Here is a 22048-nt window from a genome sequence, read left to right on the forward strand (position 1 = left end):
CTTCCCGGGGGCTGTTGCGGAACGCATTACCAAATAAAGACAGAGCCCTCCCGGCCAGGCCGGGAGGGCTCTGCTTGTCAGGTGCCCGGTTTCCGGGCCACTTCATGCACAGCCTGACTCAGCGGACGGTCACATACTCCACGGCCCGCGGCTGCCAGGCGCCGTCCCGCATGCTGTAGTCGCCCACCTCCACCCGGTACTCGCCAGGCGGCAGGTCGTGCTCCAGCACGATGGTGAACTCGCCCCAGTTCCACATCGACGCCGCGGCGGTGGTGAAACCGACCGCCACCTCCTGCCCCTGCCCGTCCAGCAGGCGGGCCACAACGTTGGCCTCGAACAGGTGCCGGGCGTAGCCGTTCACCGTGAGGCGCCCGGGCTCGCTGACGGCGGAGGCGATGACTGCGTCACCCGTCAGCTTGGTGCTCGCCTGGCCGGCCCCGTCCAGCGTATACAGGCGGGGCAGGATCTCGGGATCGGTGTACCGGGCGGCAGGCCCCTTCGGCGGAGACGCCCAGCGGAAGACCGGCTCCAGCTCGGTTCCGGGCAGCGGGACGGAGGCGATGGAGATCCGCTTTCCGCCCTCCTCCGCCAGCGAGACCACGAACTGCTCATCCTCCGCCCCCGCAGACGTGATGCGCACCTCGCCCTCCTCCACGGAGGCCAGCAGGTACAGCCGATCGAGTTCGGCCCTGGCCACGCCGATCGTCGTCTCGGCGTAGCGGTCCGCCCACGCCCGCAGATCAGTGGGAAGCGAATCGTAGGCGTGCCACTGCATGGGGCTCAGGCTCTCGACGGTCCACACCCCGTTCTCACCGGCGGCCGGGTTGCGGACCAGGGTGAAGGCGTAGGTCGTGCCGTTGCGGGTCACGTAAGCCTCGGCCACGCCGCCGTCTTGCCTGATGGCCGCCTGCTCCAGCTCCGCGGCCGTGAAGCCGAACATGCGGCCCTCAAACCGCGCCACCTTCGCCGGATCCAGCCGCCAGGTATCGAGCCCCTGGTCGGCCCGGGCCTGCAGGTACTGCGTCCGCTCCGGGTTCGGCAGCACCGGGTAGAGGTAAAGCCCCCGGTCCATCGTCTCCAGCACCATGCCGCCCAGGTCGCCGTCGGAGCGGCCGTTCACCTGCAGCTGAACCCGCTCGATGCCCGGGATCTCGCTCAGGCTCAGGCGGAGCGAGTTGATCAGGGCCATCACGGCCGCCGAGCCCTGCACCTGGCTGACCTCCTCGCTCAGGTTCACCGTCGCCACCCGGTCGGCCACCTTCACAGGCTCCAGGAGCCGCACCCCTTCCGGGAAGGGCCGCTTCAGGTGCGGGTCGGCGGGCCCGGCCAGCAGTTCCTCCACCACCCGGGTGGCGAGCTCGGCGGCGCTGCCCTCGGACACCTGCCGCTGCTCGGGAATCAGGTGCTGCACCTGCCAGTCGGGGTAAAACACGGTCACCGTCTGCGTCTTCACCGGAGGCTCCACCTGAGCAGACGGGGAGATGGGCGCCTCGCCCTCGGGGGCCTGCTGCGGGCTCACACCGGCGCAGCCGGATGCGGCGAGGGCGACCGCCAGCATCAGAGGCAACGCCCGCTTCAGGGCCATTCGACCGGTCTGCTTCATACCTATCTGCTCCTTTCGGGTTCGTTTCCACTGCCGAGTCTACCGGTCAAGTATGACCCGCGAATGACAGGTTGTTACGAAAGTATGACGCACCTGTTAAACCGGCAGGATGAACGTAAACCGGCTGCCCCTGCCCACCTCGGATTCCACGTGGATTCGGCCGCCCAGCTGCGCCGCCGCCTCGGCCGCGATGGCCAGCCCCAGCCCTGCGCCGCCGGTGGCGCGTGAGCGGGCCTTGTCCACCCGATAGAAGCGTTCAAAGATGTGCGCCTGGTGCTCCGGCGGTATGCCGATTCCGGTGTCGGTCACCGTCACCCAGGCCACGGCCGCTGAGTCCGCGGCTTCTCCGCGCGCGGCTCCGGCACGGTCCGCGCCGCCGCTTTCCAGTGCCTCTCGCAGTGCAGGCACCGGGCCGACGCCCGCGGCTACCTGCACGGACCCGCCCCGGGGGGTGTACTTGATGCCGTTCTCCACCAGGTTGCCGACGACGCTCTCCACCAGCCGGGCAACGGCCGGCGCGAGCACAGGCGGCCCGGGCAGGACATCCAGCCGCACGCCCCGCTCCGCCGCCAGCGGCTCCAGGGCGTGCGCCACCTCCTCCGCGATCTGGCGCAGATCGACGGGCTCCGCCCCCTCCCCGGCCTGGCTGCGCGCCTCGGCCCGCATGTCGAGGCGCGCCAGCTCCAGCAGCGAGTTGACCAGCCTGCCGGCCCGGTCGCACTCGTGCACGATGTCCTGCAGATGCTCCTTGTAGACCGCCACGTCCACGGGGCGGTCGGTGAGCAACGGCTCCGCGAGCGCCCGGATGGCGGCGATGGGCGTGCGCAACTCGTGGGAGGCGTCCGCGACGAAGGCCCGGCGCTGCCGGTCCAGCCGGCCCAGCTCCGCGGCCATCCGGTTGAAGCCGTGCCCCAGGTCCCGCAGCTCGCTGCTGCCGCCGGGCGTCACCCGGGTGTCGAGCCGGCCGCGGGCGAGGCGCGAGACGGCCTCGCGCAGCCGCACCAGCGGGCGGGTGAGATACCGGGCCAGCAGCACGCCGAGCAGGACCGCCAGAAGCGCCATGGCGCCGGCCACCCAGGCCAGCTGCCGGAGCAGGTCCTGCTGCGCATCCCGCACGGCGCCGATGTCAGCCGCCAGCAAGACGGCGCCGACCTGTGCCTCGCCGACCACCACCGGAACGCCGGCGTACATGACCCACTCGCCGGTGGGCAGCCGCCGGGCCCCAGTGGTGGGCTTCCCGGCCAGGGCCCCATGCACCTCGGGGTGCGTCAGGCGCTGTCCCAGAAGCGGCGTGCCCGTCGTGATGTCGGCGATCACGACGCCCCGGCCGTCCACGGCCACCGGCCGGATGCCGCTCTGCTGGTGGAAGCGGTACAGGGCCAGCGTCATGCCTTCCTGCGGCTCGGCCCAGTACTCTGCCGCAAGCCCCGCCGCGGCCTGCCCCCAGGCCAGGACGGACTCGGCGCGCTCCTCCATCAGCCGGTCGCTGGTCTGGTAGAGCAGGAGGGCGCCGCTCCCGCCCAGGGCGAGGACGGTCACCAGCGCGAAGGCCAGGGCGAGCTGAACCCCGAGCGGCCAGTGGCCCGGCCGCCTCATGGCTCGGCCTCCAGATAGTAGCCCACGCCCCATTTGGTGCGCAGGTAGCGGGGCCGGGAGGGCTCCTCCTCCAGCTTCTCACGGATGCGCCGGACGTGAACGTCCACGGTGCGGTCGTCGCCGGCGAAGTCGTAGCCCCAGACCAGGTCCAGCAGCTCCTGGCGGGTGTAGACCACCCCGGGGTGGCGGGCCAGGAGCTCCAGGAGATCGTATTCCCGGGCCGTCAGCTCCAGGGGACGGCCCGCCACCTCCGCCCGCCGCTGCCGGGTATGCAGCACCAGGTCGCCCACCGCCACCCGGCCCTCCTGCTCCTGCCGCGAAGGCGCCTCGGCCCTGCGCAGGACCGCCCTGATGCGGGCGATCAGCTCCCGGGTGTTGAAGGGCTTGGTGAGGTAGTCGTCTGCCCCCATCTCCAGGCCGAGGATCTTGTCGATATCGTCTGCCTTGGCCGTGAGCATGATGATCGGCGTCATGCCGGCGGCGCGCACCTCCCGGCACACGGTGAGTCCGTCCACCTCCGGCAGCATCAGGTCCAGCACGATCAGGTCGAAGTCGCCTGCCCGAAACTTCTCCAGCGCCTCCCGCCCGTCGGACGCGGTGGTCACCTGGAAGCCTTCCTGCTCCAGGCTCAGCCGCAGCCCCTTGACGAGGCCGGGCTCGTCGTCCACGACGAGGATGTGCGGCATCGAGCGTCACCTCCTGCCCATGCCAATCCTGCCAGTGCCAGCATATCGTACGGCTCTGCGCCGGTCCACCCGTGCCGGGACGCCGCGCTCGCCGGCAGCAGCGAGCGCTACCCGGCAGCCGCGAGGTACTGGCTGATCTGGGCCGCCGGGTTCAGCACGGGGCCGCCGTGGCAGATCTCCAGCCGCTCCGGCTGCAGGGTCGCGACGATGGCCCCGGAACGCACCGCTTCCTCCATGTCTGCCGTGAAGATGGCCATCGGCCGGCCGAGCCGCCCCTGCCGCGACGTGAACAGGTCGCCGGCCAGCAGCACCCGGTCCCGTTCGTGGTAGTAGGCCACATGCCCGGGCGAGTGGCCCGGGGTCAGGTAGGGCCGGAGCCCGGCCACGCGGGCCAGGACGCCGCGGCCTTCCTCAGCCAGCGGCTCCGCCACCCCCGGCGCCAGGCCGGCGGCAGGCCGCCGCCGGCGGGGATAGGGAAGCTGCCCCGTCATGTACGGGATCTCCCGCTCGTGGGCGTACACCGGCACGGGGCGCCGGCGCAGGATCGGCGCGATCGCCCCGGTGTGGTCGCTGTGGCCGTGCGTCAGCAGGATGCGCCGCAGGGGGCCCGCCCCTAGGCGGTCGATTGCACGCAGAATCCCCTCCGCCATGAAGGAGAGGCCCGCGTCCACCAGGGTGACGCCGTCGTCCCCCGCGACGAGCCAGACCCGAATCGGGATGAGGACCCACACGGAGACGGCCCAGATGTGCGCAGACACCCGCTCAACCCTCACGGCGGCTGCCCCCCCTCTGCGCCTCCGCCGCAGCGGTCCGTTCAATGCCTGCAAGCAGCACATCCAGGCTCAGCTCGAAGGTGGAACCCAGCCGGGCCAGGAGCGCCGGCACGGCCTCCTCCGAGAGACGGTAGGTCTCCACGATGCCGTGCACGTGGAAGAAGACCACCCTGCTGTAGGCGAGCACCCGCTCATCAGGGGTGCCGTCGGGCAGCATGGCCGCGATCCCGCGCCGGAGCAGGGCGAAGAGCCGGTTCCTGAGTGCGTTGACGGCCAGATCCGGCTCCTCCTCATCCACCCGTCCGGCCCGGGCCATCATGAGCACGTGGTAGCTGTTCCGATGGGTGAGTCCAAAGCGGATGAACCGCCGGCCCATCGCCCGCACCCGCTCCGCCGGGGTCAGGCCGACATCGCCCAGGGCGGCCGCCAGCTCGGCCTCCAGGGCCGTGAGCGGCCCCACGGCCAGCTCGTGCAGCAGGGCCTCCTTGTCCTTGAAGTACAGGTAGATGGCGGTGTGCGAGCAGCCCGCAGCCCGGGCGATCTCCCGCATGGTCACCCCGTCGTAGCCCCGCTCCGCGAACAGCTCCCCTGCCGCCGACAGGATGGCCTGCCGGGTCTCCGCGCTGCGGGATCGCTGTCGGTTTGCCACGCCCGTCCTCCCCCTCTTGTAACCATCGGTTACTAACCACCGGTTACAATATAACCGGTGGTTAGTAACCCGTCAAGAGGAAGCTGCCCCGGGCAGGCTCACAGTTCAGGAAGCTGAATCTGAACGCGCAGTCCGTCTGCTCCGTCTTCCACCCGCCCGCCGGGCGCGTCAACGTCGAGCCCCTCACCCTCCACCCGCAGCCGTGCGCCCTGGTCGATGGACGGCCGCGCGGGCACCCGCAGCCTGAACCGCCTGCCCGTCTCGCCCCACTCCTCCAGGCAGAGCGCGTGGATGGTCACCCGCAGGCCGTCCGGTCCCACGGCGCCGCAGAACCGGGTGTGAAGCCTCCGGCCGGGGGAGATGTTCAGCAGGTTGGTCGGGTCCCACATGCCGCCCTTCACCGCAGGCGGCAGCGCGATCTCCACCAGGACGCCGGGGCCCTCCTCCAGTTCCCGCAGAAGCCCGGCGATCCGATCCTGACGCTGTGCCTCGGCCTCCTCCTCCGCCTCCAGCACGGCCGCCAGCCCTTCGGCCACCACCACCTGGCCCACGGGCGGCAGAGGCTCGTTGAGGCTCTCCCGGAGCAGCTCCTGCAGGCTGGCGCCGCCACTCTCCGCCAGCCGTGCCTGCCAGCCGGGCGCAAACCGGTCCAGCAGCACCGCCTGCGCCGCGCCGGTGTCGTAGAGGCGCCGGTAGGCGGCATGGCGGCCGCCCCGGTTGTAGGTCCCGAGCCGCCCGATCAGGTCGTCCAGCGGCGCCCCGGCCCGCAGCTCCACGTAGGTGGGGGTTCCCTCCACCCATTCCACGGTCTCTTCGTAGACGGGCACGTCGCTCTGATCCAGCCGGACCAGCCGCCTGTGCCGGTGCCGGCGCATGGACAGGAATGCAGGCACGGCCTCGTGCTCCCCTGCGAGGGCGCGGGCCAGAAGCCGGTTCTCCACGATGGCCATGGCGTTGTTTCCCGGGTCGTTTTCGGGGTAGCTCGCCATGACCTGCAGCTTCTCCATGTCCATGCGGGGCATGGCCGGAAGGGCCACCTGCTGGAAGACGTGGAACGCCTCGTGCAGGATCAGCCGCGCCAGGGCCGCCTCATCGGAGGGGGGCCGGTCCGACAGGTTGATCAGGGCGGTCAGGTATCCGCCGACGCGCGCGGCGGTGTTGGCGATCATCTCGGGCCGCACGGGGCTCCGGTACACGGGCCGGCCGGCCACCTCCCCGGAAGGCCGGTAGCCCTCCGGCGGGGCCGGGTGCCCGACAAGCCACGCCTCGCGGTCGTCATAGAGCAGAATCGGGACGGCCGCAAGAGCGAACCCCGGCCAGAGCGCCCCTTCTCCACTGAGCCGGTGCGCTTCCTCAACGACGGTACGGATCCGTTCCACGGGAACCACCTCCTCCGCGCCGCCTGCACGGCTGCGCTCAGTCGGCTGCAACAATGCGATAGACCGCTCCCCGGCGATGGACCACGTAGACTTCACCCGCCTCGTCCTCGCCGAACGAGGTGATGTTCAGCTCCGAATCCAGGAGGCGGGCGGTCTCCCACTGGCCGTCCTGCTTCCGGAGTCCCCAGATGTAGCCCGTGCAGTAGTCGCCGTAGAGATAGGTGCCAGTCAGTTCGGGAATGGCCTCTCCGCGGTAAACGTAGCCGCCCGTAATCGAGCACCCGCCCTCGGCGTGGGTGTACTCGGCCACGGGAAAGACCGCTCCCGGCGCCTCGCCCTGTGCAAACCGCCGCGAGCCCTCCCACACGCGCCAGCCGTAGTTCTCGCCGCCGGGGCTGTCTGCGGGCTGGAAGTTGACCTCCTCTACGGTGTTCTGGCCCACGTCGGCGATGTACAGGTCGCCGGTGGCCCGGTCGAAGCTGATCCGCCAGGGGTTCCGCAGGCCGTAGGCCCAGATCTCCTCCCGGCCCGGCCCGCCGGCGAAGGGATTGTCGGGCGGGATGCGGTAGGGCCCCGGCTGCGAGACGTCCAGCCGCAGAATCTTGCCCAGCAGGCTCCCCAGGTCCTGCGCATGGTTCCCGGGGTCGCCGGCCGAGCCGCCGTCGCCCAGGGCCAGGTAGAGGTACCCGTCGGGCCCGAAGAGCAGCGCGCCGCCGTTGTGGTTGGCGTAGGGCTGCTCGACGGTGAGCAGCACCTCCTCAGAGCCCGCATCGCCCCGGCGGGGGTTGCCGTCCTGCAGCCGGTACCGGGCGAGCACCGTACGCCCGTCGGGACGGCCCGTGTAGTGGACGTAGAAGACACCGCTCTCCGGGAAATCAGGCGCGAAGGCCAGTCCCAGGAGCCCCTGCTCGTCTCCCCGGCTCAGCACCCGGTCGGTCAGGTCGAGGAAGGGCTCTGGCAGCAGGCTGCCCTCCTCCAGGACCCGCACCCGGCCGGGCTGCTCCACGATATACAGCCTGCCGCTTCCGTCTCCGGCATGGGCGATGTAGAGCGGCTGTTCCAGCCCGTCGACCACCTTCTCCAGCCCGATCCGCGCCTCACCCGGCGCAGGCCCCCAGGCCGGGCTGCACCCCAGCAGCACCAGCAGGAGCACGGCGACCGCACTGCGCACATACGCCCCCACGTCGAACCCTCCCATCGGCCACTCTTCCACAGGTCCCGCCTCCCCTCCTGTCAGCCAAAGGAAGCCCGCTCATACGCCCGGCTGCGCCCACCGGGGCTCAGCCCAGGCGATGCGCCAACCAGACCGCCAGCCCGACCTGGGCGGCCAGCAGGGCGGGCACGCCCATGGCGAACCGGGGCTTCCGGGTCTTGTGCCGGATCAGGTAGATCCCCAGCATGGCGCCCGCGCCCCCGCCCAGGGCCGCCAGCCAGAGCAGCCTCCGCTCCGGCACCCGCCGCCCCCCGCGGCCGGCCCGGAGCTTGTCCCAGGCGTAAGTCAGAAATACCATCAGGTTGTAGAACAGGAGCGCCGCCCCCAGCAGCTCCGCCCAGGTCAGGGTCCATCCCTTGACGGCAGTCACCCCCTCCGCTACGTTAAAACTCAGCCAGCCCCTTACGTGTTATGCGCATAAATGTCCGCATCTGGCATGCAACGGGCGGTTCCGGAGCATGGCAACCGCACTTCGAGCCCTGGGCCGACTCCTGAACGGCTCACTGCCACCTCCGGCTCACCCCTCACGACCCACCGCCCACCGCTAAGAAGGAGGTTCCCCCGTGGCCATTTACGCAATCGGAGACCCCCACCTCAGCCTGGCCGTCAACAAGCCCATGGACATCTTCGGCCCCCGCTGGGCCGACCATGCCGTGCGTTTCCTCCAGAACTGGGAGGCCACGGTGGGACCGGATGACTACGTGCTGGTCCCCGGCGACATCTCCTGGGGCATGACCCTCGCCGAGGCCCTGCCCGACCTGCAGGAGATCGACAGGCTGCCCGGGCGCAAACTCCTCATCCCTGGAAACCACGACTACTGGTGGCAGTCGCTGAAGAAGCTCCGGGAACTGCCGCTCAGCACCATCTCCTTCATCCAGAATGACGCCGTGCTGCTGCCCGAAGGTTCCGTGCCCTGCGTAGATGTGCCCGTTGCGGTCTGCGGCACCCGGGGCTGGATCACCCCCGGCGACCGGTCGTGGGAAGAAGACCCCGCCCATAACGAAAAGATCTACCGGCGCGAGGTGGGCCGTCTGCAGCTCTCGCTGGAGGCCGGCCGGAAGCTGGGAGCGGAAGCGTACATCGTCATGCTCCACTACCCGCCGGTGGCCGATGACCACCAGCCGACGGAGTTCACCCGGCTGCTGGAGGAGTGGGGCGGCGTCCTGCTCTGCGTCTACGGCCACCTGCACGGGCCCAACGCCCCGTACCGCGCGTATCAGGGTCTTCAGGGCACCATCCGCTACCGCCTGGTGTCCTGCGACGCCATCGACTTCACCCCCCTCAACCTCTTCCCGGAAGGCAGGGACATGGCCGCAGGGGACGGTCTATGCTAAGATAAAGACACAATCGGTTCCAAGAAATGAGGATGGCCATGGCAACCCCGAGCATGGAAGATTACGTCGAGAAGATCTACGAACTCATCCAGACGAAGGGCTATGCCCGGGTCAGCGACATCGCCATCGAGCTCAACCTTCAGCCGTCTTCGGTCACGAAGATGGTCCAGAAGCTGGCTGAGGCGGGTTATATCCATTATGAGCGCTACCGCGGGCTGGTCCTCACACCTGCGGGCGAAATGCTGGGTGAGGAGATGAAAGACCGGCACGCCATGCTGTCGGAGTTCCTCCGAACGATCGGCGTGCCGGAAGAGGCCATTGAGGTGGACGTGGAGGGCATTGAGCACCACGTCAGCCCGTCGACCGTGCGCTGTATCCAGGACCTGACGACCTTCCTGCAGGAGAATGAGGACGTGCGTGAGGCCCTGGCCGCCCACCGGCAGCGCCGGCGGGAGCAGGAGGAGGCGGAGAAGGCCGCGCAGGAGCAGGCCGAGGCCTGACCCGGCGGCGGGAAGGTCCGGCTACGCCGGCCGCTCTTCCTTGGTCTGGCGCGGGATGCGGGCCCGCACGAAGGTCCAGCACCAGGCGGCCGCGACCAGGAGCAGGACGGCGGTGGCAGGGAAGACCCAGCGAATGCCCAGCCGATCGCCCATCACGCCTCCGAGGAGCGGCCCCAGCATGGCGCCGACGTTGAACGCCGACTGGTTGAGCCCGAACGCCTTGCCCCGCTGCTCCCGCGGGACCGACATCGCGATGAGGGCGGAGAGGCCAGGCGTGACGGCGGCAAGCGCGAGGCCCGCCGTCAGCCGGAAGAAGCCCATTCCCAGCCCGCCCTGCACGACGGCCTGCGGCACCGTGAACAGCGCGCCGCCCAGGAGGCCGAGGGTGACGGTTGTGGCGTAACCCCACCGCTCGCCGAGCCGCGCCCACGACGGGGCGGCGAGCACAAAGGCGATGCCCGGCACCGAGTAGATCACACCGGCCAGCCAGTTGGGCTTGTCCGGTCCCAGCAGCTCACGGATGTAGGGGATCAGGATCGGCTCCATCGCCGCCTGGGAGGCCATCATCAGGACCGTGGTGGCCAGGATCAGGAGCAGCGGCCCGCCCTGCACGAGGTGGCGCATGTCGCCCAAGAGGCGCGCCTGCTGCTGTGCCGGCCGCTGGAACTGCTCCCGCACCGCCACCAGCACCAGCAGTGTGGCTGCGAATACGGCGACGCCGCTCAGGGCCATGGTGTAGCGAATGCCGACCAGATCGGCGAGGAAGCCCCCCAGCGCCGGTCCCAGAATCGACCCCGCCTGGTTGCCGGTGGCCACCACCGAGAGGGCTCGGCCCACGTGGCGCTCAGGGGTCGTGGTGGCCACCAGCGCCGTCGCGGTGGGAATGAACCCGGTCAGGGAGCCGATCATCATGCGGACGCCGAGCAGCTCGTAAGGGTTGCGGACGAAGGCCATCAGCACGTAGGCGACTCCCAGGAAGAGGCCCGCGCGGATCATCATCGCCTTGCGGCCCCAGCGGTCGCCCAGGGCGCCCCAGATCGGGGCGGTGATCGCCATGCAGCCGGAGTTGACCGCGCCGAGCACCCCGGCCCAGACGGTGACGCCGCTCCCAACGCCCAGGTCCTCGCTCAGGAAGACCGGCATGAAGGGCATCACCATCGTCCAGCAGGCTGCTGCCACAAAGACCGCGGCCCACAGGACCGCCACGTTCTTCTGCCACGATTCCATATCCGACGGCGCCTTCTTTCGTAGGTAGTACACACGTATAATACTTAACTATAGGCCCGTCTCCCCGGTATGTCCACCCGCAGCGGGGAAATGTCCGCTGCCCAGGCAGGGAAGCGACCCAGAACGATCGAAGTATAGAAACGTCTCAATGTTTGAAGAGGAGAGAGCCGCCTTGCCCAAGAAGCTGTCGCAGAGCGAGATCGACGCGCTGGTGGCCAGCCTGCTGGCCGCCGACAGCGCCGGGAAGGAAGCTTCAGATGCGGAAGCTGCCGAAGGTTCGCCCGAAACCGCCTCCACACCGGCCGCGAGCGCCGGCGACGCCGCCCGGAAGGACCCGGCAGACTTCGAGTCGGTCGTCGATCTGGGCCCGGTGACCCAGGCCGAGCTTGACGCTGCGCTGGCCGCCTCCCGTGCCGCCAGGCGGTCGGAAAGCCGGCACGAAGCGCCGCCCGCCCCGGCAACTCCGTCCGTCCAGGCCACCGCAGCCACCGAGTCTGCGGCAGCCGCACCCGCCGCCGCTACAGGGGTGCCGGCCGCCGCGCCTTCCGCCACAGCCGGGGCGCCTGCAGCCGCCCGTGCGCAGGCCGCCGGGGCCGGAGGGGCGCTGGCAGCGAGGATCCCGCCCGGGCTGCGCGGGGTGCTGCTGGACATCGAGCTCACCCTGAGCGTGGAGCTGGGCAGGGCCCGGCTGCCCCTGGGCGACATCCTGGCCATGGGCCCCGGCTCGGTCATCACCCTCGACCGACTGGCCAGCGAGCCTCTGGACGTCAAAGTGAACGGGCTGCCGGCCATGAAGGCGGAGGTCATCGCCATCGGCGAGAAGTACGGCATCCGCATCGTCGAGTCTCAGTTGCCCAACCAGGCGGCAGCATCGTAACAACGGAAGATGTCCAGATCGGGCGGTGCCACCGCGGGCGCCGCCCGATCTCGCGTTGCACCGTCCGTCATCCGGCCAGGCTCTGACCGCCGGCGAACTGGCTGTAATACAGGTCCGCGTAGTGGCCGCCCGCCGCCAGCAACTCCTCGTGCGTGCCCTGCTCCACGATCCGGCCGTGGTCCATGACCAGGATGAGGTCGGCGTCCCGGATCGTCGAGAGCCGGTGCGCGATCACGAAGCTGGTCCGCCCCTTCATCAGGGACTGCATGGCCTGCTGGATCTGCAGCTCCGTCCGGGTGTCCACCGAAGAGGTCGCCTCGTCCAGGATCAGCATGGCCGGGTCCGCCAGGAAGGCCCGGGCGATGGTGAGCAGCTGCTTCTGGCCCTGCGAGAGGTTCGAGGCCTCCTCGTTCAGCACGGTGTCGTACCCGTCGGGCAGGGCGCGGATGAAACCGTCCGCGTGCGCCAGGCGGGCCGCCTCCACGATCTCCTCCTCGGTGGCCCCCTCCCGGCCGTAGGCGATGTTCTCCCGGATGGTGCCGTGGAAGAGCCACGTGTCCTGCAGCACCATCCCGAAGAGGGAGCGCAGTTCGCCGCGCCGCAGCCGGCGGATGTCCACGCCGTCCACGGTGATCCGCCCGCCGTCCAGCTCGTAGAACCGCATCAGCAGGTTGACCAGTGTGGTCTTGCCGGCGCCGGTGGGCCCCACGACGGCGATCACCTGGCCGGGCCGGGCCGCGAGGCTGAGCCCCTCGATCAACGGCTTGTCCGGCTTGTAGCTGAACCGGACGTCCTCGAAACGGATCTCGCCCCGGGGCCGCTCCAGGCGCACGGGATCAGCCGGGTCGGGCACGGCCTCCTCCTCGTCCAGCAGCTCAAAGACCCGCTCGGCGGCGGCGATGGTGGACTGGATGATGTTCGCGATGTTGGCCGTCTGCGTGATCGGCTGGCTGAACTGCCGGGCGTACTGGATGAAGGCCTGGATGTCGCCGATCTCCACCGCCCGGCGGGTGACGAAGATGCCGCCGACCACCGCGACGATCACGTAGCCGATGTTGTTCACCAGGCCCATCAGCGGCATGATGATGCCCGAGACGAACTGCGCCTTCCAGCCCGCCTCGTACAGGCGGTGGTTGATGCGGTCGAACTCGGCCACCGCTTCGGCCTCCTGCCCGAAGGCCTTCACCACCTGATGGCCGGTGAAGGTCTCCTCCACGTGCCCGTTGAGCTCGCCCAGCGCGGCCTGCTGGGCCCGGAAGTAGCGCTGGGACCGCCTGGCCACCCCGATTGTGACGATGGCCGACAGCGGCAGCGAGACCAGGGTGACCAGCGTGAGCACCGGGCTGATGGCCAGCATCATGACGACCACGCCCACCAGCGTGACGATGGCGGTGATCAGTTGCGTCAGGCTCTGCTGAAGCGTGGTGGCAATGGTGTCGATGTCGTTGGTCACGCGGCTCAGGATCTCGCCGTGGGTGTGCCGGTCGTAGAAGCTCAGGGGCAGGCGGGCGAGCTTCTCGTTCACCCGGTTCCGCAGGTCGTACACCGTGCGCTGGGAGATGCCGGCCATGACGTACTGCTGCAGCACGCCGAAGCCGGCGCTGATGAGGTAGAGGAAGCCCAGCAGCGCCAGGATGCGGGCGATCTGGGCGAAGTCGATCCCCGCGCCGGGAATGCCGGCGTTCCTCGCCAGCAGCCCATCGAAAAGGACGGTGGTCGCCTTGCCCATGATCCGCGGGCTGACGATGCTGAACAGGGTGCTGAGGACGGTGAGCAGGAAGACCATGCCGATTTGCCAGAGCCGGGGCCGCAGGTAACGAAGCAGCCGCCGGAGGGTGCCCCGGAAGTCGCGGGGCTTCTCGCCCGCCCTCGCCATCGCCGGGCCCATGCCGTGACCATGACCGTGTCCGCGCCGGGCGCTCATGCCAGTTCCTCCTCGGCGAGCTGGGAGGCCACAATCTCCCGGTAGACCTCACAGCTCTGCAGTAGTTCGCGATGGGTGCCCATGCCGGCCACGCGGCCCTGGTCCAGCACGATGATGCGGTCGGCGTCCATGACCGTGCTGACCCGCTGCGCAACGATGAAGACCGTCGACCGGGCGATCTCCGGCTTCAGCGCGGCCCGCAGCCGGGCGTCGGTGCGGAAGTCGAGGGCGGAGAAGTTGTCATCGAAGATGTAGATCGCCGGCCGGCGCACCAGGGCCCGGGCGATGGTCAGCCGCTGCTTCTGACCGCCGGAGACGTTGGTGCCGCCCTGGGCGATCTCGCTGGCGTAGCCGTCCTTCATCTCGGCGATGAAGCCGTCAGCCTGGGCGATGGCGGCGGCCCGGGCGATCTCTTCCTCCGTGGCGTCGGCCTTGCCGAAGCGGATGTTTTCCGCGATGGTGCCGCTGAAGAGCATGGCCCGCTGCGGCACGTAGCCGATGCCGGCCCGGAGGTCGGCCTGGCGCCACTCACGCACATCGACGCCGTCCACCAGCACGGCGCCTTCCTGCACGTCGTAGTAGCGGGGGATCAGATTGACCAGGGTGGTCTTCCCGGCGCCGGTGCCGCCGATGATGGCGGTGACCTCGCCGGGGCGCGCCCGGAAGGAGATCGACTCCAGGGCCGGGCGCTCGGCGCCGGGGTACCGGAAGGTCACGTTTCGGAACTCCACCTCCCCGCGCACAGGGCCAGACGCGCGGGGTTCGGGCGGGTCGGCGATGGCCGGCACGACGTCCAGCACCTCGTTGATGCGCGCGGCGGAGGCCGAGGCGCGGGGCAGCAGGACGAACATCATCGAAAGCAGCATCATCGAGAACATGATGTGCATCACGTACTGGATGAAGGCCATCAGGTCGCCGACCTCCATGTGGCCGGCGTCGATGCGGATGCCGCCGAACCAGACCACCGCGATGGCCGTGAGGTTCATCAGCAGCATCATCACGGGCATGAGCGCGCCCATCAGCCGGTTGACCGTGATGGCCGTTTCGGTGAGGTCGCGGTTGGCGTCGGCGAACCGCTCCTGCTCGTAGGCCACGCGGTTGAATGCCCGGATGACCCGGATGCCGGTCAGCCCCTCCCGCACGACCCGGTTGAGCCGGTCGATCTTCTGCTGCATCGCCCGGAAGAGCGGAAGCGCCTTCGCCGCCACCGCGCCGATGGTGGCGCCCAGCACCGGCAGCACGAAGACGATGACCAGCGACAGGGTGGGGTCCTTGGAGAGCGCCATGATCACGCCGCCGATCGCCATCATGGGCGCGAAGAGCAGCATGCGGAGCATGACCATGACCACGTTCTGCACCTGGGTGATGTCATTGGTGGTGCGGGTGATGAGCGTGGCGGCGCCGAAGCGGTCTACCTCGTGCAGGGAGAACCCCTGGACCCGGCTGAAGACCGCCTTGCGCAGGTCGCGGCCGAGGCCCATCGAGACCCGGCTGGAGAAGTAGCTCGCCAGCACGGCCACCGCCGTGCCGCCCAGGGCCACCAAGAGCATCAGCGCGCCGACGCGCAGGATGTAGCCGGTGTCGCCGCTTACGATGCCGACGTCGACGATGTCCGCCATCAGGGTCGGCAGATACAGTTCGGACACGGCCTGCAGGAAGACCAGGAGAAAGGTAGCCGCCACCATGGCGGCATACGGCTTCAGAAAGCGTAGCAGTTTGATCACGTCAGACCTTCCCTCTCCGGCGATGTGCCGAGTTTCGCTGTAGTGTTTGCAGCAGGATGCGCAGCCCCTGTTCCACGGTGGCCAGGTCCTCCTCGGGCAGGCCCGCCACCACGTCCTCCCAGGCCGAACACAGCTTCCGGTCGGTGCGGCGCACCGCGGGCCCGGCCGCGGGCGTGGCGTACAGCCGGATCAGCCGCTGATCCAGGGGGTCCGGCTCCTTGCGGACGTACCCCCGGTGCACCAGGAGGTCGACGGAGCGGGAGACGTAGCTCTTCACCAGGGCCACCCGCCGGGCCAGTTCGGAGACGGTGATGCCCGGCTCCCGCACGATCTCCCGGAGCATGAAAAAGACCGGCGGCGGCACGGCCGACTCCCGGAACACGTCGCTCAGCAGGCTGCGCATCTCCTGGTTGACCCGATGCCACAGCAGGCTGATCTCCTTCCGCAGCGACGGCAAGTCCTTCACCTCGTTCCCCAGAGAACGTTCTGTACAGAACAAAATCATACGGCGGGCGGACATGGATTGCAAGCCTCTGGCGGACGCAACCGACGCGAAAAGCGGTCACGCCTGCGGTGACCGCTTCGCCAGTGACGGGCAGGTGGTTACGACTCCGGCGGCGCGAGCCGGGCGCCGCAGTGCGGGCACACCCTCGGCCGGAACTCGACCCCGAGGCCCTTCCGGCACGCCGGGCAGCGCCAGTCGCGCCAGATGAAGACCAGCGCACCGATGAGCACCACCAGCAGGGTGATCATCCCGTACCGGTCGCCGAAGATCTGTCCGATCGCCGAAGCGCCCACGAACATCAGCACGGCCGCCGCCACCAGGGTCCCCACAAACCGCCGCCGCCTGCGCTCCACCACCTGCCACATCTCTTCCGGGCTCACTGGGTAGGCCTCCCTTCTCCGCCGCTGCCGAATCGTATGCCTCTTGTCCCGGTCGTGAAGCTTTGCACATGAATACTATAACCTATGCGACTCCCGCTGCACAATTCACAAGTCGAACATCCGCCCCCCAATGGGACCACACACGGACGCGGCACCCGTCGCGGGCTGCCCTGCAACCGCAGCCGGCGGCTGATCCGGGGACGCTCCCGGCATACTAGCCTCAGGCCCGGAAAGAGAACGCGGAAGGAGTGGACAGGTTGAGTACGCTCACGCAGACCCAGGGCTTGACGACCCACGAAATGCTCATCCTCAACGAGCTGATCCGGCTGGAGTCCGGCGACGTGCAGAAGACCAAGTCCATGCTGGCCATGGTCAGCGACCCCGACCTGCGGCAGCAGCTCACCGCCTGCCTGCAGACCGGCCAGGCCCACGTGCGGGCCCTGCACGACTTCTGCCGGACCCGGGGAATTGGGGAATAGGAGGGACGCACGGTGTCGACGGTGATCAGCGCGCTCGGCGAGGCCATGGGCATGAAGCCCGAGGACAGGGTGATCGCGGAAGGGCTGCTCACGGCGGCCAAGCTGAAGTCAACGGCCTACTGCACGGCCATTCTGGAGACCACGAACCCCGATCTCCGCCGCCTGCTCACCACCCATCTCACAGATGCCCTGGCCGAGCACGAGCGCTGCACGCGGCTGGCCATCGAGCGCGGCTGGTACAAGGCATACGCCAGTCCCGACGAGCTGGTCGGCCAGGCGCTGAAGGACGCCCGCGAAGTGCTGGAGGGATAAACCGGAAGAAGCCGCCCTGCAGGGGGCGGCTTCGCCGTCACAACGGGTAGCGCATCAGGGGCAGCATGCGCCCGGGCACGGCGGTGGACTCCGCCTCCCCCGCCTGCACGGCGCCCATTCTGCGGTAGAACGCCTCGGCGTGGGGGTCGGCCTCGATGCAGAGGGCCCGGTAACCCCGCTGTGCGGCCTGCTGCACAGCGTGCTCCCACAGCCGCCGGCCGATCCCCCGGCCGATGTACGGCGGGTCGATGAACATGAAGTCGAGCACGCCCTCGCCGCCGGGGCCGGGTTTCAAGACGTAAAACCCGCAGAGCCGCCCCTCGGCTTCCGCCACGAACACGTCGTGCGCTGTGATCATCTCGGCGGTCACGCGAAGGGAACTGCGACACCTTTCGATAAAGCCGGGGCTATAGCCCCAGTAGGCCTTCGAACGCAGCGCCAGGGCCGAGAGCGCCCCCGCTTCATCGGCCCTCGCCCGCCTGATCAAGCTGCGGCGCCTATCTGGCCGTCCCACCAGGCCACCTCCCCCCGGCCTCGCGACGCCCGCTGCCGCTCCACGCAAACGCAGCGGAATAGGGCCGCTCGTGTGTGCGGGCCACCGTCTGCGGGAGGGACTCCCGGGCGGACGGCGGGTCCGCCGCGGCCAGCACGGCGTGCACGGCCTCCACCACCTCGGTGACCTCGGCCATGGAGAGGTTGGAGAGCACCGCGATGGCGTGGCCGTGGGCCGGGGAGTACAGCGCGACGTTGCTGTACCCGGGGAAGGTGCCGGTGTGGCCGACCATCTCGTCGCCGCCGATGACCAGCCGCCTCACCCCCAGGCCGTAGCCGGTCTGCGCCGGAACGTCTTCATCGGGGGCCTCCACAAAGGTCAGCATGGACTGCAGGCTGCCCCCGGCCAGCAACCCGCCGCCGAAGAGGCTGTAGGTGAACCGGGCCACGTCGGCGGCGCTGGCGGAGACGGTGCCCGCGGCGAAGGCCGAGGTCTCCAGCGGCGCCCGGAACCGCTCCATGTCCAGCTTGATCCCCAGCCGCCCGGTCCCCAGCACCGTCACGTCGTACCCCCGCACGGTGCTCAGGGAGCGCTCGTCCCCGGCGGCCAGGAAGGTGTTGGTCAGCCCCAGCGGGCGGAGCAGTTCGTCGCTCAGCACGTCTGCGAAGGGCCTCCCTGCAGCCACCTCGGCGATGCGGCCGAGAAGCACGTAGTTGCTGTTGGAGTAGTAGTGGCCGGCCCCGGGCGCCGAGCGGGGCGCCTGCTCACGGATGACGTCCAGCACCTCGTCGACGCTCCACATCCGGCCCAGCACGACGGTCTGCAGGTTGAAGGCCATGTTCTCGGTGTAGTTCGGGAGCCCGCTGGTGTGGCTGAGCAGTTGCCGCACGGTGATCTGCTCCCCGTTGGGAATGTCGGGAATGAACCGGCTCACCGGGTCGTCCAGCGAGAGCCGGCCCTCCTCGGCCAGCCTCAGGACGACGGCGGCCGTGTAGAGCTTGCTCACGCTCCCGACGTGGTACCGGTCATCGACCGTGACCGTCCGCCTCGCCGGGGGATCCGCCCAGCCCACGCCGGCGGTCCAGACCACCTCGCCCTCCTTCACCACCGCGACCTGCAGCGCGGGCACGTCCAGCCGCTCCCGCGCCTCCGCAACCACCTGAAGGAGCCGGTCGGAGGTCGCGGGATCCAGCGTGGTGGCCACGGCGTGGGAGCCGGCAGGCACCGCCGCCGTCACCACCGCCCGGGAATGCCAGCGGAAGTAGCCGATGAGGGCTGCGCCGCACACGAACACCAGGAGCACCAACCATGACCAGCGCGGTACCTTTCGCATACGTCCTCCTTAACCAAGACGTCGAAATCGGGCCGCCGACCTGCGGCCACCCATTCCCTTAGACGCCGTGTTCCCCTTCTCTTCCTCATGCAAAGAATTCAGAAGGCTATACACGTGCTGCATGGCGGACCACGCCTGTCAGCGGGCACCTTGCGGCTCGGTTCGACGCGAGAGCCCGGCCATCCGTGACCTTGACGCTCCCCCGGCGCCAAAGTACAATATTGGAGTTCTCAAACGTTCACACCGCCGTGCCGCACCGGTTGCGCACGGCAGTTTGCTGTTCGAAAGGGCGGATCAGCACACATGCTTGCGACCAGGACGGACCCGTTTGCATCCCAGATCCGCCGCCGGCGGACCTTCGCCATCATCTCGCACCCCGACGCGGGCAAGACCACCCTCACCGAGAAGCTCCTGCTCTACGGCGGCGCCATCCGCCTCGCCGGCTCGGTGAAGGGCCGGAAGGCCGCCCGGGCCGCCACTTCGGACTGGATGGAGATCGAGCGGCAGCGCGGCATCTCGGTCACCTCATCCGTCCTCCAGTTCGAGTACGACGGCTGCATGGTCAACATCCTGGACACACCGGGACACCAGGACTTCTCCGAGGACACCTACCGCACCCTGGAGGCGGCCGACTCTGCGGTGATGCTCATCGACGCCGCCAAGGGCGTCGAGCCGCAGACGATCAAGCTCTTCCAAGTGTGCAAGATGCGGGGCATCCCCATCTTCACCTTCGTGAACAAGCTGGACCGGGAGGGCAAGGACCCCTTCGCCCTCATGCAGGAGATCGAGGACGTGCTGGGCATGCGCACCTGCCCCATGAACTGGCCGGTGGGCATGGGCTCCACGTTCCGGGGCGTCTACGACCGGGAAAAGGGCCGCGTGGAGCTGTTCCAGAGCCGCGACCACGGCCAATCCAAGGCCCTCACGGAGACCAGCGGCGTCGACGACCCGCGGCTCTCCGCCATCCTCGGCGAAGACCTGCACAAGACGCTGATGGAAGAGATCGAGCTGCTGGACGTCGCCGGCGATCCCTGGGACTTCGACCGGTTCCGACGCGGCGACCTCTCCCCCCTCTTCTGGGGCTCGGCGCTCACCAACTTCGGCGTGCAGTCCTTCCTGGAGTACTTCCTGAAGCTCGCGCCCTCGCCGGCCCCGCGGCTTGCGGGCGACCGGCTGATCGACCCGGAGGAGCCCCGCTTCTCCGCGTTCGTATTCAAGATCCAGGCCAACATGAACCCCGCGCACCGCGACCGCATCGCCTTCATGCGGATCGTCTCGGGCAAGTTCGAGCGGGGCATGGAGGTCCACCACGTGCGCCTGGGCAAGAAGGTGCGGCTCTCCCAGCCCCAGCAGTTCCTGGCGCAGGACCGGCAGATCGTGGAGGAGGCCTGGGCGGGCGACATCATCGGCGTCTTCGACCCCGGCATCTTCCGCATCGGCGACACCCTGTGCACCGGCGAGCCTTTCGCGTTCGAGGGCATTCCCTCCTTCTCCCCCGAGCACTTCGCCAGGGTCCGCTTCAAGGACGCCATGAAGTCCAAGCATTTCCGCAAAGGGCTGGAGGAGCTGACGGAGGAGGGCGCGATACAGGTCTTCTACGCCACCCAGCCCGGCAACCCTGATCCCATCCTGGGCGCGGTGGGCGAACTGCAGTTCGAGGTCTTCCAGCACCGCATGAAGCACGAGTACGGCGTGGAGGTCACCCTGGAGCGGCTGCCCTACGAGGTGGCCCGCTGGGTGGAGGGCGAGGGTTACCAGCCCCGCCGCTTCTGGGCCACGGACAACCTGGCCGTCACCGACCGGGAGGGGCGGAACGTGCTGCTCTTCCGCAACGAGTGGTCCATGCGCTACGTCATCCAGCAGAACGAGAACCTCACCTTCCGGGCCACGGCCGACGCCCGGTGACCATGGTTACTGACGAAACGACGGTCTTCGGCACGGGCCAGGTGCGCTCCGTGCAGACGCTGGCGCTGCCGGGCGTCCGGTTTGCGCCCGACCGACAGAGGGTGGCAGAGGCCGGTTTCGCCTACTTCGCCTACCTGAACCGCCTCGCCCGGCCATTCCTCCGCGTAAGCTTCGGCTCCGACGGCGGCGTCGCGGTGCGCCTCGTCGGCGTCACTCTCCTCTCCTTCCGGAGGCCGGAGATCCGGGAGGAGCCGGGCCGCGCGGCCATCCGCTTCCCCATCGCCGCCGGCGTGCTGGTACAGCGGCGCATGCGCGGAAACGGCGAGCTGCGGCTGGAACTGCACACCGACCGGCTGGTGATGGCCGTGGAGGGCTACTACGCCGCCCTGGCGGGCCAGGGCGGAAGCGACCTCCGGCGCTGGCTCTACGAGCGCACCCAGGCAGCGGTCCACCGGCGCGTGGCCGCCCGGTACCTGGACGAGTGGCTGAGCCGGCTCATCACGGCACAGCCCCGCCCCACTGGGATATGAAGTCCCGCAGCGCGTCCCGGGTGCTGGGAAAGGCCAGCTCATCCCAGGGGATCTCGTCCGGCGCGAAGAGCCGCACCTCCAGCGTTTCGCTGTTTGCCGACGGCTCGCCGCCCAGCACCTCGCAGTGGTAGACGATGACCACCACCACCGCATCGGGATAGGAATAGATGCCGACCGGCCGGGTGGCCCGCACCCGCAGGCCCACCTCCTCGAAGGTCTCCCGCTCCGCGGCCTGCGGCACGGTCTCGCCCCGCTCCATGTATCCCCCGGGGAAGACCCAGCGCCCCCGGGCCGGCTCAATGGCCCGGCGCGCGAGCAAGATCCGGCCGTTCAGCACCGGCACGGTACAGGCCGAGATCTTGGGATCCAGGTAGGTGATGCGGCCGCACGCCCGGCAGACCAGCCGGTCCTTCCCCTCCTGCGGCACATACCGCAGCTCCAGCTCGCCCCCACATGCAGCACAGAACTTCAGCGTCTCCTCCACCTCCCCGTGAGGCAGGCTGCCCGGTGCCCACCTCCGGCGTTAGAATTCCACACCCCGCCGCCGACTCCTGTATGGCAGGCGGACGCGCCGGTGTATCGAACCTTTGGATGAGGCAGCATCATCTTTATGGCGACAGGGGGGA

At 69.3% G+C, this 22048-nt stretch carries 23 protein-coding genes; 7 read left to right on the forward strand and 16 right to left on the reverse strand.

Annotation, left to right across the window (positions count from 1 at the left end; translation table 11 throughout):
• Positions 1-118: 118 nt before the first annotated feature.
• From ACZ45O_RS06530 to ACZ45O_RS06565, 8 genes are all read right to left on the reverse strand, one after another.
• Positions 119-1603, reverse strand: a complete 1485-nt coding sequence (locus ACZ45O_RS06530; protein ID WP_464856714.1) for a GerMN domain-containing protein — start codon at positions 1601-1603, stop codon at positions 119-121.
• 96 nt (positions 1604-1699) lie between these two features.
• Positions 1700-3232 carry a sensor histidine kinase gene (locus ACZ45O_RS06535; protein WP_464856716.1) on the reverse strand — a complete coding sequence of 511 codons (1533 nt, stop codon included), beginning with the start codon at positions 3230-3232 and terminating at the stop codon, positions 1700-1702.
• Complete coding sequence (locus ACZ45O_RS06540) at positions 3196-3885, reverse strand: response regulator transcription factor (protein WP_464856718.1); 690 nt, start codon at positions 3883-3885, stop codon at positions 3196-3198. The genes ACZ45O_RS06535 and ACZ45O_RS06540 overlap by 37 nt, the downstream gene beginning before the upstream one ends.
• Positions 3886-3992: 107 nt before the next feature.
• Positions 3993-4658, reverse strand: coding sequence for an MBL fold metallo-hydrolase (locus tag ACZ45O_RS06545; RefSeq protein WP_464856720.1), 666 nt, complete (start codon positions 4656-4658; stop codon positions 3993-3995).
• The gene (locus tag ACZ45O_RS06550; protein ID WP_464856722.1) at positions 4648-5307 is read right to left on the reverse strand and encodes a TetR/AcrR family transcriptional regulator; all 660 of its coding nucleotides are present in this window, start codon (positions 5305-5307) and stop codon (positions 4648-4650) included. Before ACZ45O_RS06550 ends, ACZ45O_RS06545 begins: the two co-directional genes overlap by 11 nt.
• 98 nt (positions 5308-5405) lie before the next feature.
• Positions 5406-6686, reverse strand: coding sequence for a hypothetical protein (locus ACZ45O_RS06555; protein WP_464856723.1), 1281 nt, complete (start codon positions 6684-6686; stop codon positions 5406-5408).
• 37 nt (positions 6687-6723) lie between these two features.
• Positions 6724-7899, reverse strand: coding sequence for a PQQ-dependent sugar dehydrogenase (locus ACZ45O_RS06560; protein ID WP_464856724.1), 1176 nt, complete (start codon positions 7897-7899; stop codon positions 6724-6726).
• Between the two features lie 67 nt (positions 7900-7966).
• On the reverse strand, positions 7967-8269 hold the full coding sequence (locus tag ACZ45O_RS06565) for a DUF1294 domain-containing protein (RefSeq protein ID WP_464856726.1): 303 nt from the start codon (positions 8267-8269) through the stop codon (positions 7967-7969).
• A gap of 193 nt (positions 8270-8462) precedes the next feature.
• Here ACZ45O_RS06565 and ACZ45O_RS06570 point away from each other — a divergent pair, with 193 nt between their 5' ends.
• Positions 8463-9233, forward strand: coding sequence for a metallophosphoesterase (locus ACZ45O_RS06570; protein ID WP_464856728.1), 771 nt, complete (start codon positions 8463-8465; stop codon positions 9231-9233).
• A 53-nt stretch (positions 9234-9286) separates the two neighbouring features.
• Complete coding sequence (gene mntR, locus ACZ45O_RS06575; RefSeq protein ID WP_464856730.1) at positions 9287-9733, forward strand: transcriptional regulator MntR; 447 nt, start codon at positions 9287-9289, stop codon at positions 9731-9733.
• Between the two features lie 21 nt (positions 9734-9754).
• Here mntR and ACZ45O_RS06580 read toward each other — a convergent pair whose 3' ends face one another.
• Positions 9755-10960 (reverse strand): MFS transporter, encoded by a 1206-nt coding sequence (locus ACZ45O_RS06580; RefSeq protein ID WP_464856732.1) that lies wholly within the window; start codon positions 10958-10960, stop codon positions 9755-9757.
• 172 nt (positions 10961-11132) lie between these two features.
• Between ACZ45O_RS06580 and fliN the strand changes: the two genes are divergently transcribed.
• Positions 11133-11837 carry a flagellar motor switch protein FliN gene (gene fliN / locus ACZ45O_RS06585; protein WP_464856734.1) on the forward strand — a complete coding sequence of 235 codons (705 nt, stop codon included), beginning with the start codon at positions 11133-11135 and terminating at the stop codon, positions 11835-11837.
• A gap of 67 nt (positions 11838-11904) precedes the next feature.
• Here fliN and ACZ45O_RS06590 read toward each other — a convergent pair whose 3' ends face one another.
• The 4 genes from ACZ45O_RS06590 to ACZ45O_RS06605 all read right to left on the reverse strand — a co-directional run bounded on the left by ACZ45O_RS06590 (position 11905) and on the right by ACZ45O_RS06605 (position 16370).
• On the reverse strand, positions 11905-13761 hold the full coding sequence (locus ACZ45O_RS06590; RefSeq protein ID WP_464856735.1) for an ABC transporter ATP-binding protein: 1857 nt from the start codon (positions 13759-13761) through the stop codon (positions 11905-11907).
• Positions 13758-15485, reverse strand: a complete 1728-nt coding sequence (locus ACZ45O_RS06595) for an ABC transporter ATP-binding protein (protein WP_464856737.1) — start codon at positions 15483-15485, stop codon at positions 13758-13760. The genes ACZ45O_RS06590 and ACZ45O_RS06595 overlap by 4 nt, the downstream gene beginning before the upstream one ends.
• A 1-nt stretch (position 15486) precedes the next feature.
• A complete protein-coding gene (locus ACZ45O_RS06600; protein WP_464856739.1) occupies positions 15487-15951 on the reverse strand; it encodes a MarR family winged helix-turn-helix transcriptional regulator in 465 nt (154 codons plus the stop codon).
• Positions 15952-16088: 137 nt separating this feature from the next.
• Entirely contained in the window at positions 16089-16370 is a 282-nt protein-coding gene (locus ACZ45O_RS06605; protein ID WP_464856741.1) for a hypothetical protein, read from the reverse strand.
• 257 nt (positions 16371-16627) lie between these two features.
• On the opposite strand from ACZ45O_RS06605, the gene ACZ45O_RS06610 reads away from it, so the two are divergent.
• Positions 16628-16849: a hypothetical protein gene (locus ACZ45O_RS06610; protein ID WP_464856743.1), complete on the forward strand. Its 222-nt coding sequence runs from the start codon at positions 16628-16630 to the stop codon at positions 16847-16849.
• A 12-nt stretch (positions 16850-16861) separates the two neighbouring features.
• Positions 16862-17161 carry a spore coat protein gene (locus tag ACZ45O_RS06615; RefSeq protein WP_464856745.1) on the forward strand — a complete coding sequence of 100 codons (300 nt, stop codon included), beginning with the start codon at positions 16862-16864 and terminating at the stop codon, positions 17159-17161.
• Positions 17162-17198: 37 nt separating this feature from the next.
• Here ACZ45O_RS06615 and ACZ45O_RS06620 read toward each other — a convergent pair whose 3' ends face one another.
• A complete protein-coding gene (locus tag ACZ45O_RS06620; protein WP_464856747.1) occupies positions 17199-17675 on the reverse strand; it encodes a GNAT family N-acetyltransferase in 477 nt (158 codons plus the stop codon).
• The gene (locus ACZ45O_RS06625; RefSeq protein ID WP_464856749.1) at positions 17659-18987 is read right to left on the reverse strand and encodes a serine hydrolase domain-containing protein; all 1329 of its coding nucleotides are present in this window, start codon (positions 18985-18987) and stop codon (positions 17659-17661) included. The genes ACZ45O_RS06620 and ACZ45O_RS06625 overlap by 17 nt, the downstream gene beginning before the upstream one ends.
• Before the next feature lie 303 nt (positions 18988-19290).
• Here ACZ45O_RS06625 and ACZ45O_RS06630 point away from each other — a divergent pair, with 303 nt between their 5' ends.
• Together ACZ45O_RS06630 and ACZ45O_RS06635 are read left to right on the forward strand one after the other, a co-directional pair.
• Positions 19291-20892, forward strand: coding sequence for a peptide chain release factor 3 (locus ACZ45O_RS06630; protein ID WP_464856751.1), 1602 nt, complete (start codon positions 19291-19293; stop codon positions 20890-20892).
• Positions 20889-21422, forward strand: coding sequence for a hypothetical protein (locus ACZ45O_RS06635; protein ID WP_464856753.1), 534 nt, complete (start codon positions 20889-20891; stop codon positions 21420-21422). The genes ACZ45O_RS06630 and ACZ45O_RS06635 overlap by 4 nt, the downstream gene beginning before the upstream one ends.
• Here ACZ45O_RS06635 and ACZ45O_RS06640 read toward each other — a convergent pair.
• Positions 21391-21906 carry an NUDIX domain-containing protein gene (locus ACZ45O_RS06640; RefSeq protein ID WP_464856755.1) on the reverse strand — a complete coding sequence of 172 codons (516 nt, stop codon included), beginning with the start codon at positions 21904-21906 and terminating at the stop codon, positions 21391-21393. The genes ACZ45O_RS06635 and ACZ45O_RS06640 overlap by 32 nt on opposite strands.
• Positions 21907-22048: the final 142 nt, after the last annotated feature.

This window comes from Symbiobacterium turbinis, from assembly GCF_055383075.1.

What these genes read in the sequence shown, in the direction of transcription:
- ACZ45O_RS06530 (WP_464856714.1), bottom strand. Translation starts at nt 1,603, where the DNA reads ATGAAGCAGACCGGTCGAATGGCCCTGAAGCGGGCGTTGCCTCTGATG.
- ACZ45O_RS06535 (WP_464856716.1), bottom strand. Translation starts at nt 3,232, where the DNA reads ATGGGGCGTGGGCTACTATCTGGAGGCCGAGCCATGAGGCGGCCGGGC.
- ACZ45O_RS06540 (WP_464856718.1), bottom strand. Translation starts at nt 3,885, where the DNA reads ATGCCGCACATCCTCGTCGTGGACGACGAGCCCGGCCTCGTCAAGGGG.
- mntR (WP_464856730.1), top strand. Translation starts at nt 9,287, where the DNA reads ATGGAAGATTACGTCGAGAAGATCTACGAACTCATCCAGACGAAGGGC.
- ACZ45O_RS06580 (WP_464856732.1), bottom strand. Translation starts at nt 10,960, where the DNA reads ATGGAATCGTGGCAGAAGAACGTGGCGGTCCTGTGGGCCGCGGTCTTT.
- ACZ45O_RS06590 (WP_464856735.1), bottom strand. Translation starts at nt 13,761, where the DNA reads ATGAGCGCCCGGCGCGGACACGGTCATGGTCACGGCATGGGCCCGGCG.
- ACZ45O_RS06625 (WP_464856749.1), bottom strand. Translation starts at nt 18,987, where the DNA reads ATGCGAAAGGTACCGCGCTGGTCATGGTTGGTGCTCCTGGTGTTCGTG.
- ACZ45O_RS06630 (WP_464856751.1), top strand. Translation starts at nt 19,291, where the DNA reads ATGCTTGCGACCAGGACGGACCCGTTTGCATCCCAGATCCGCCGCCGG.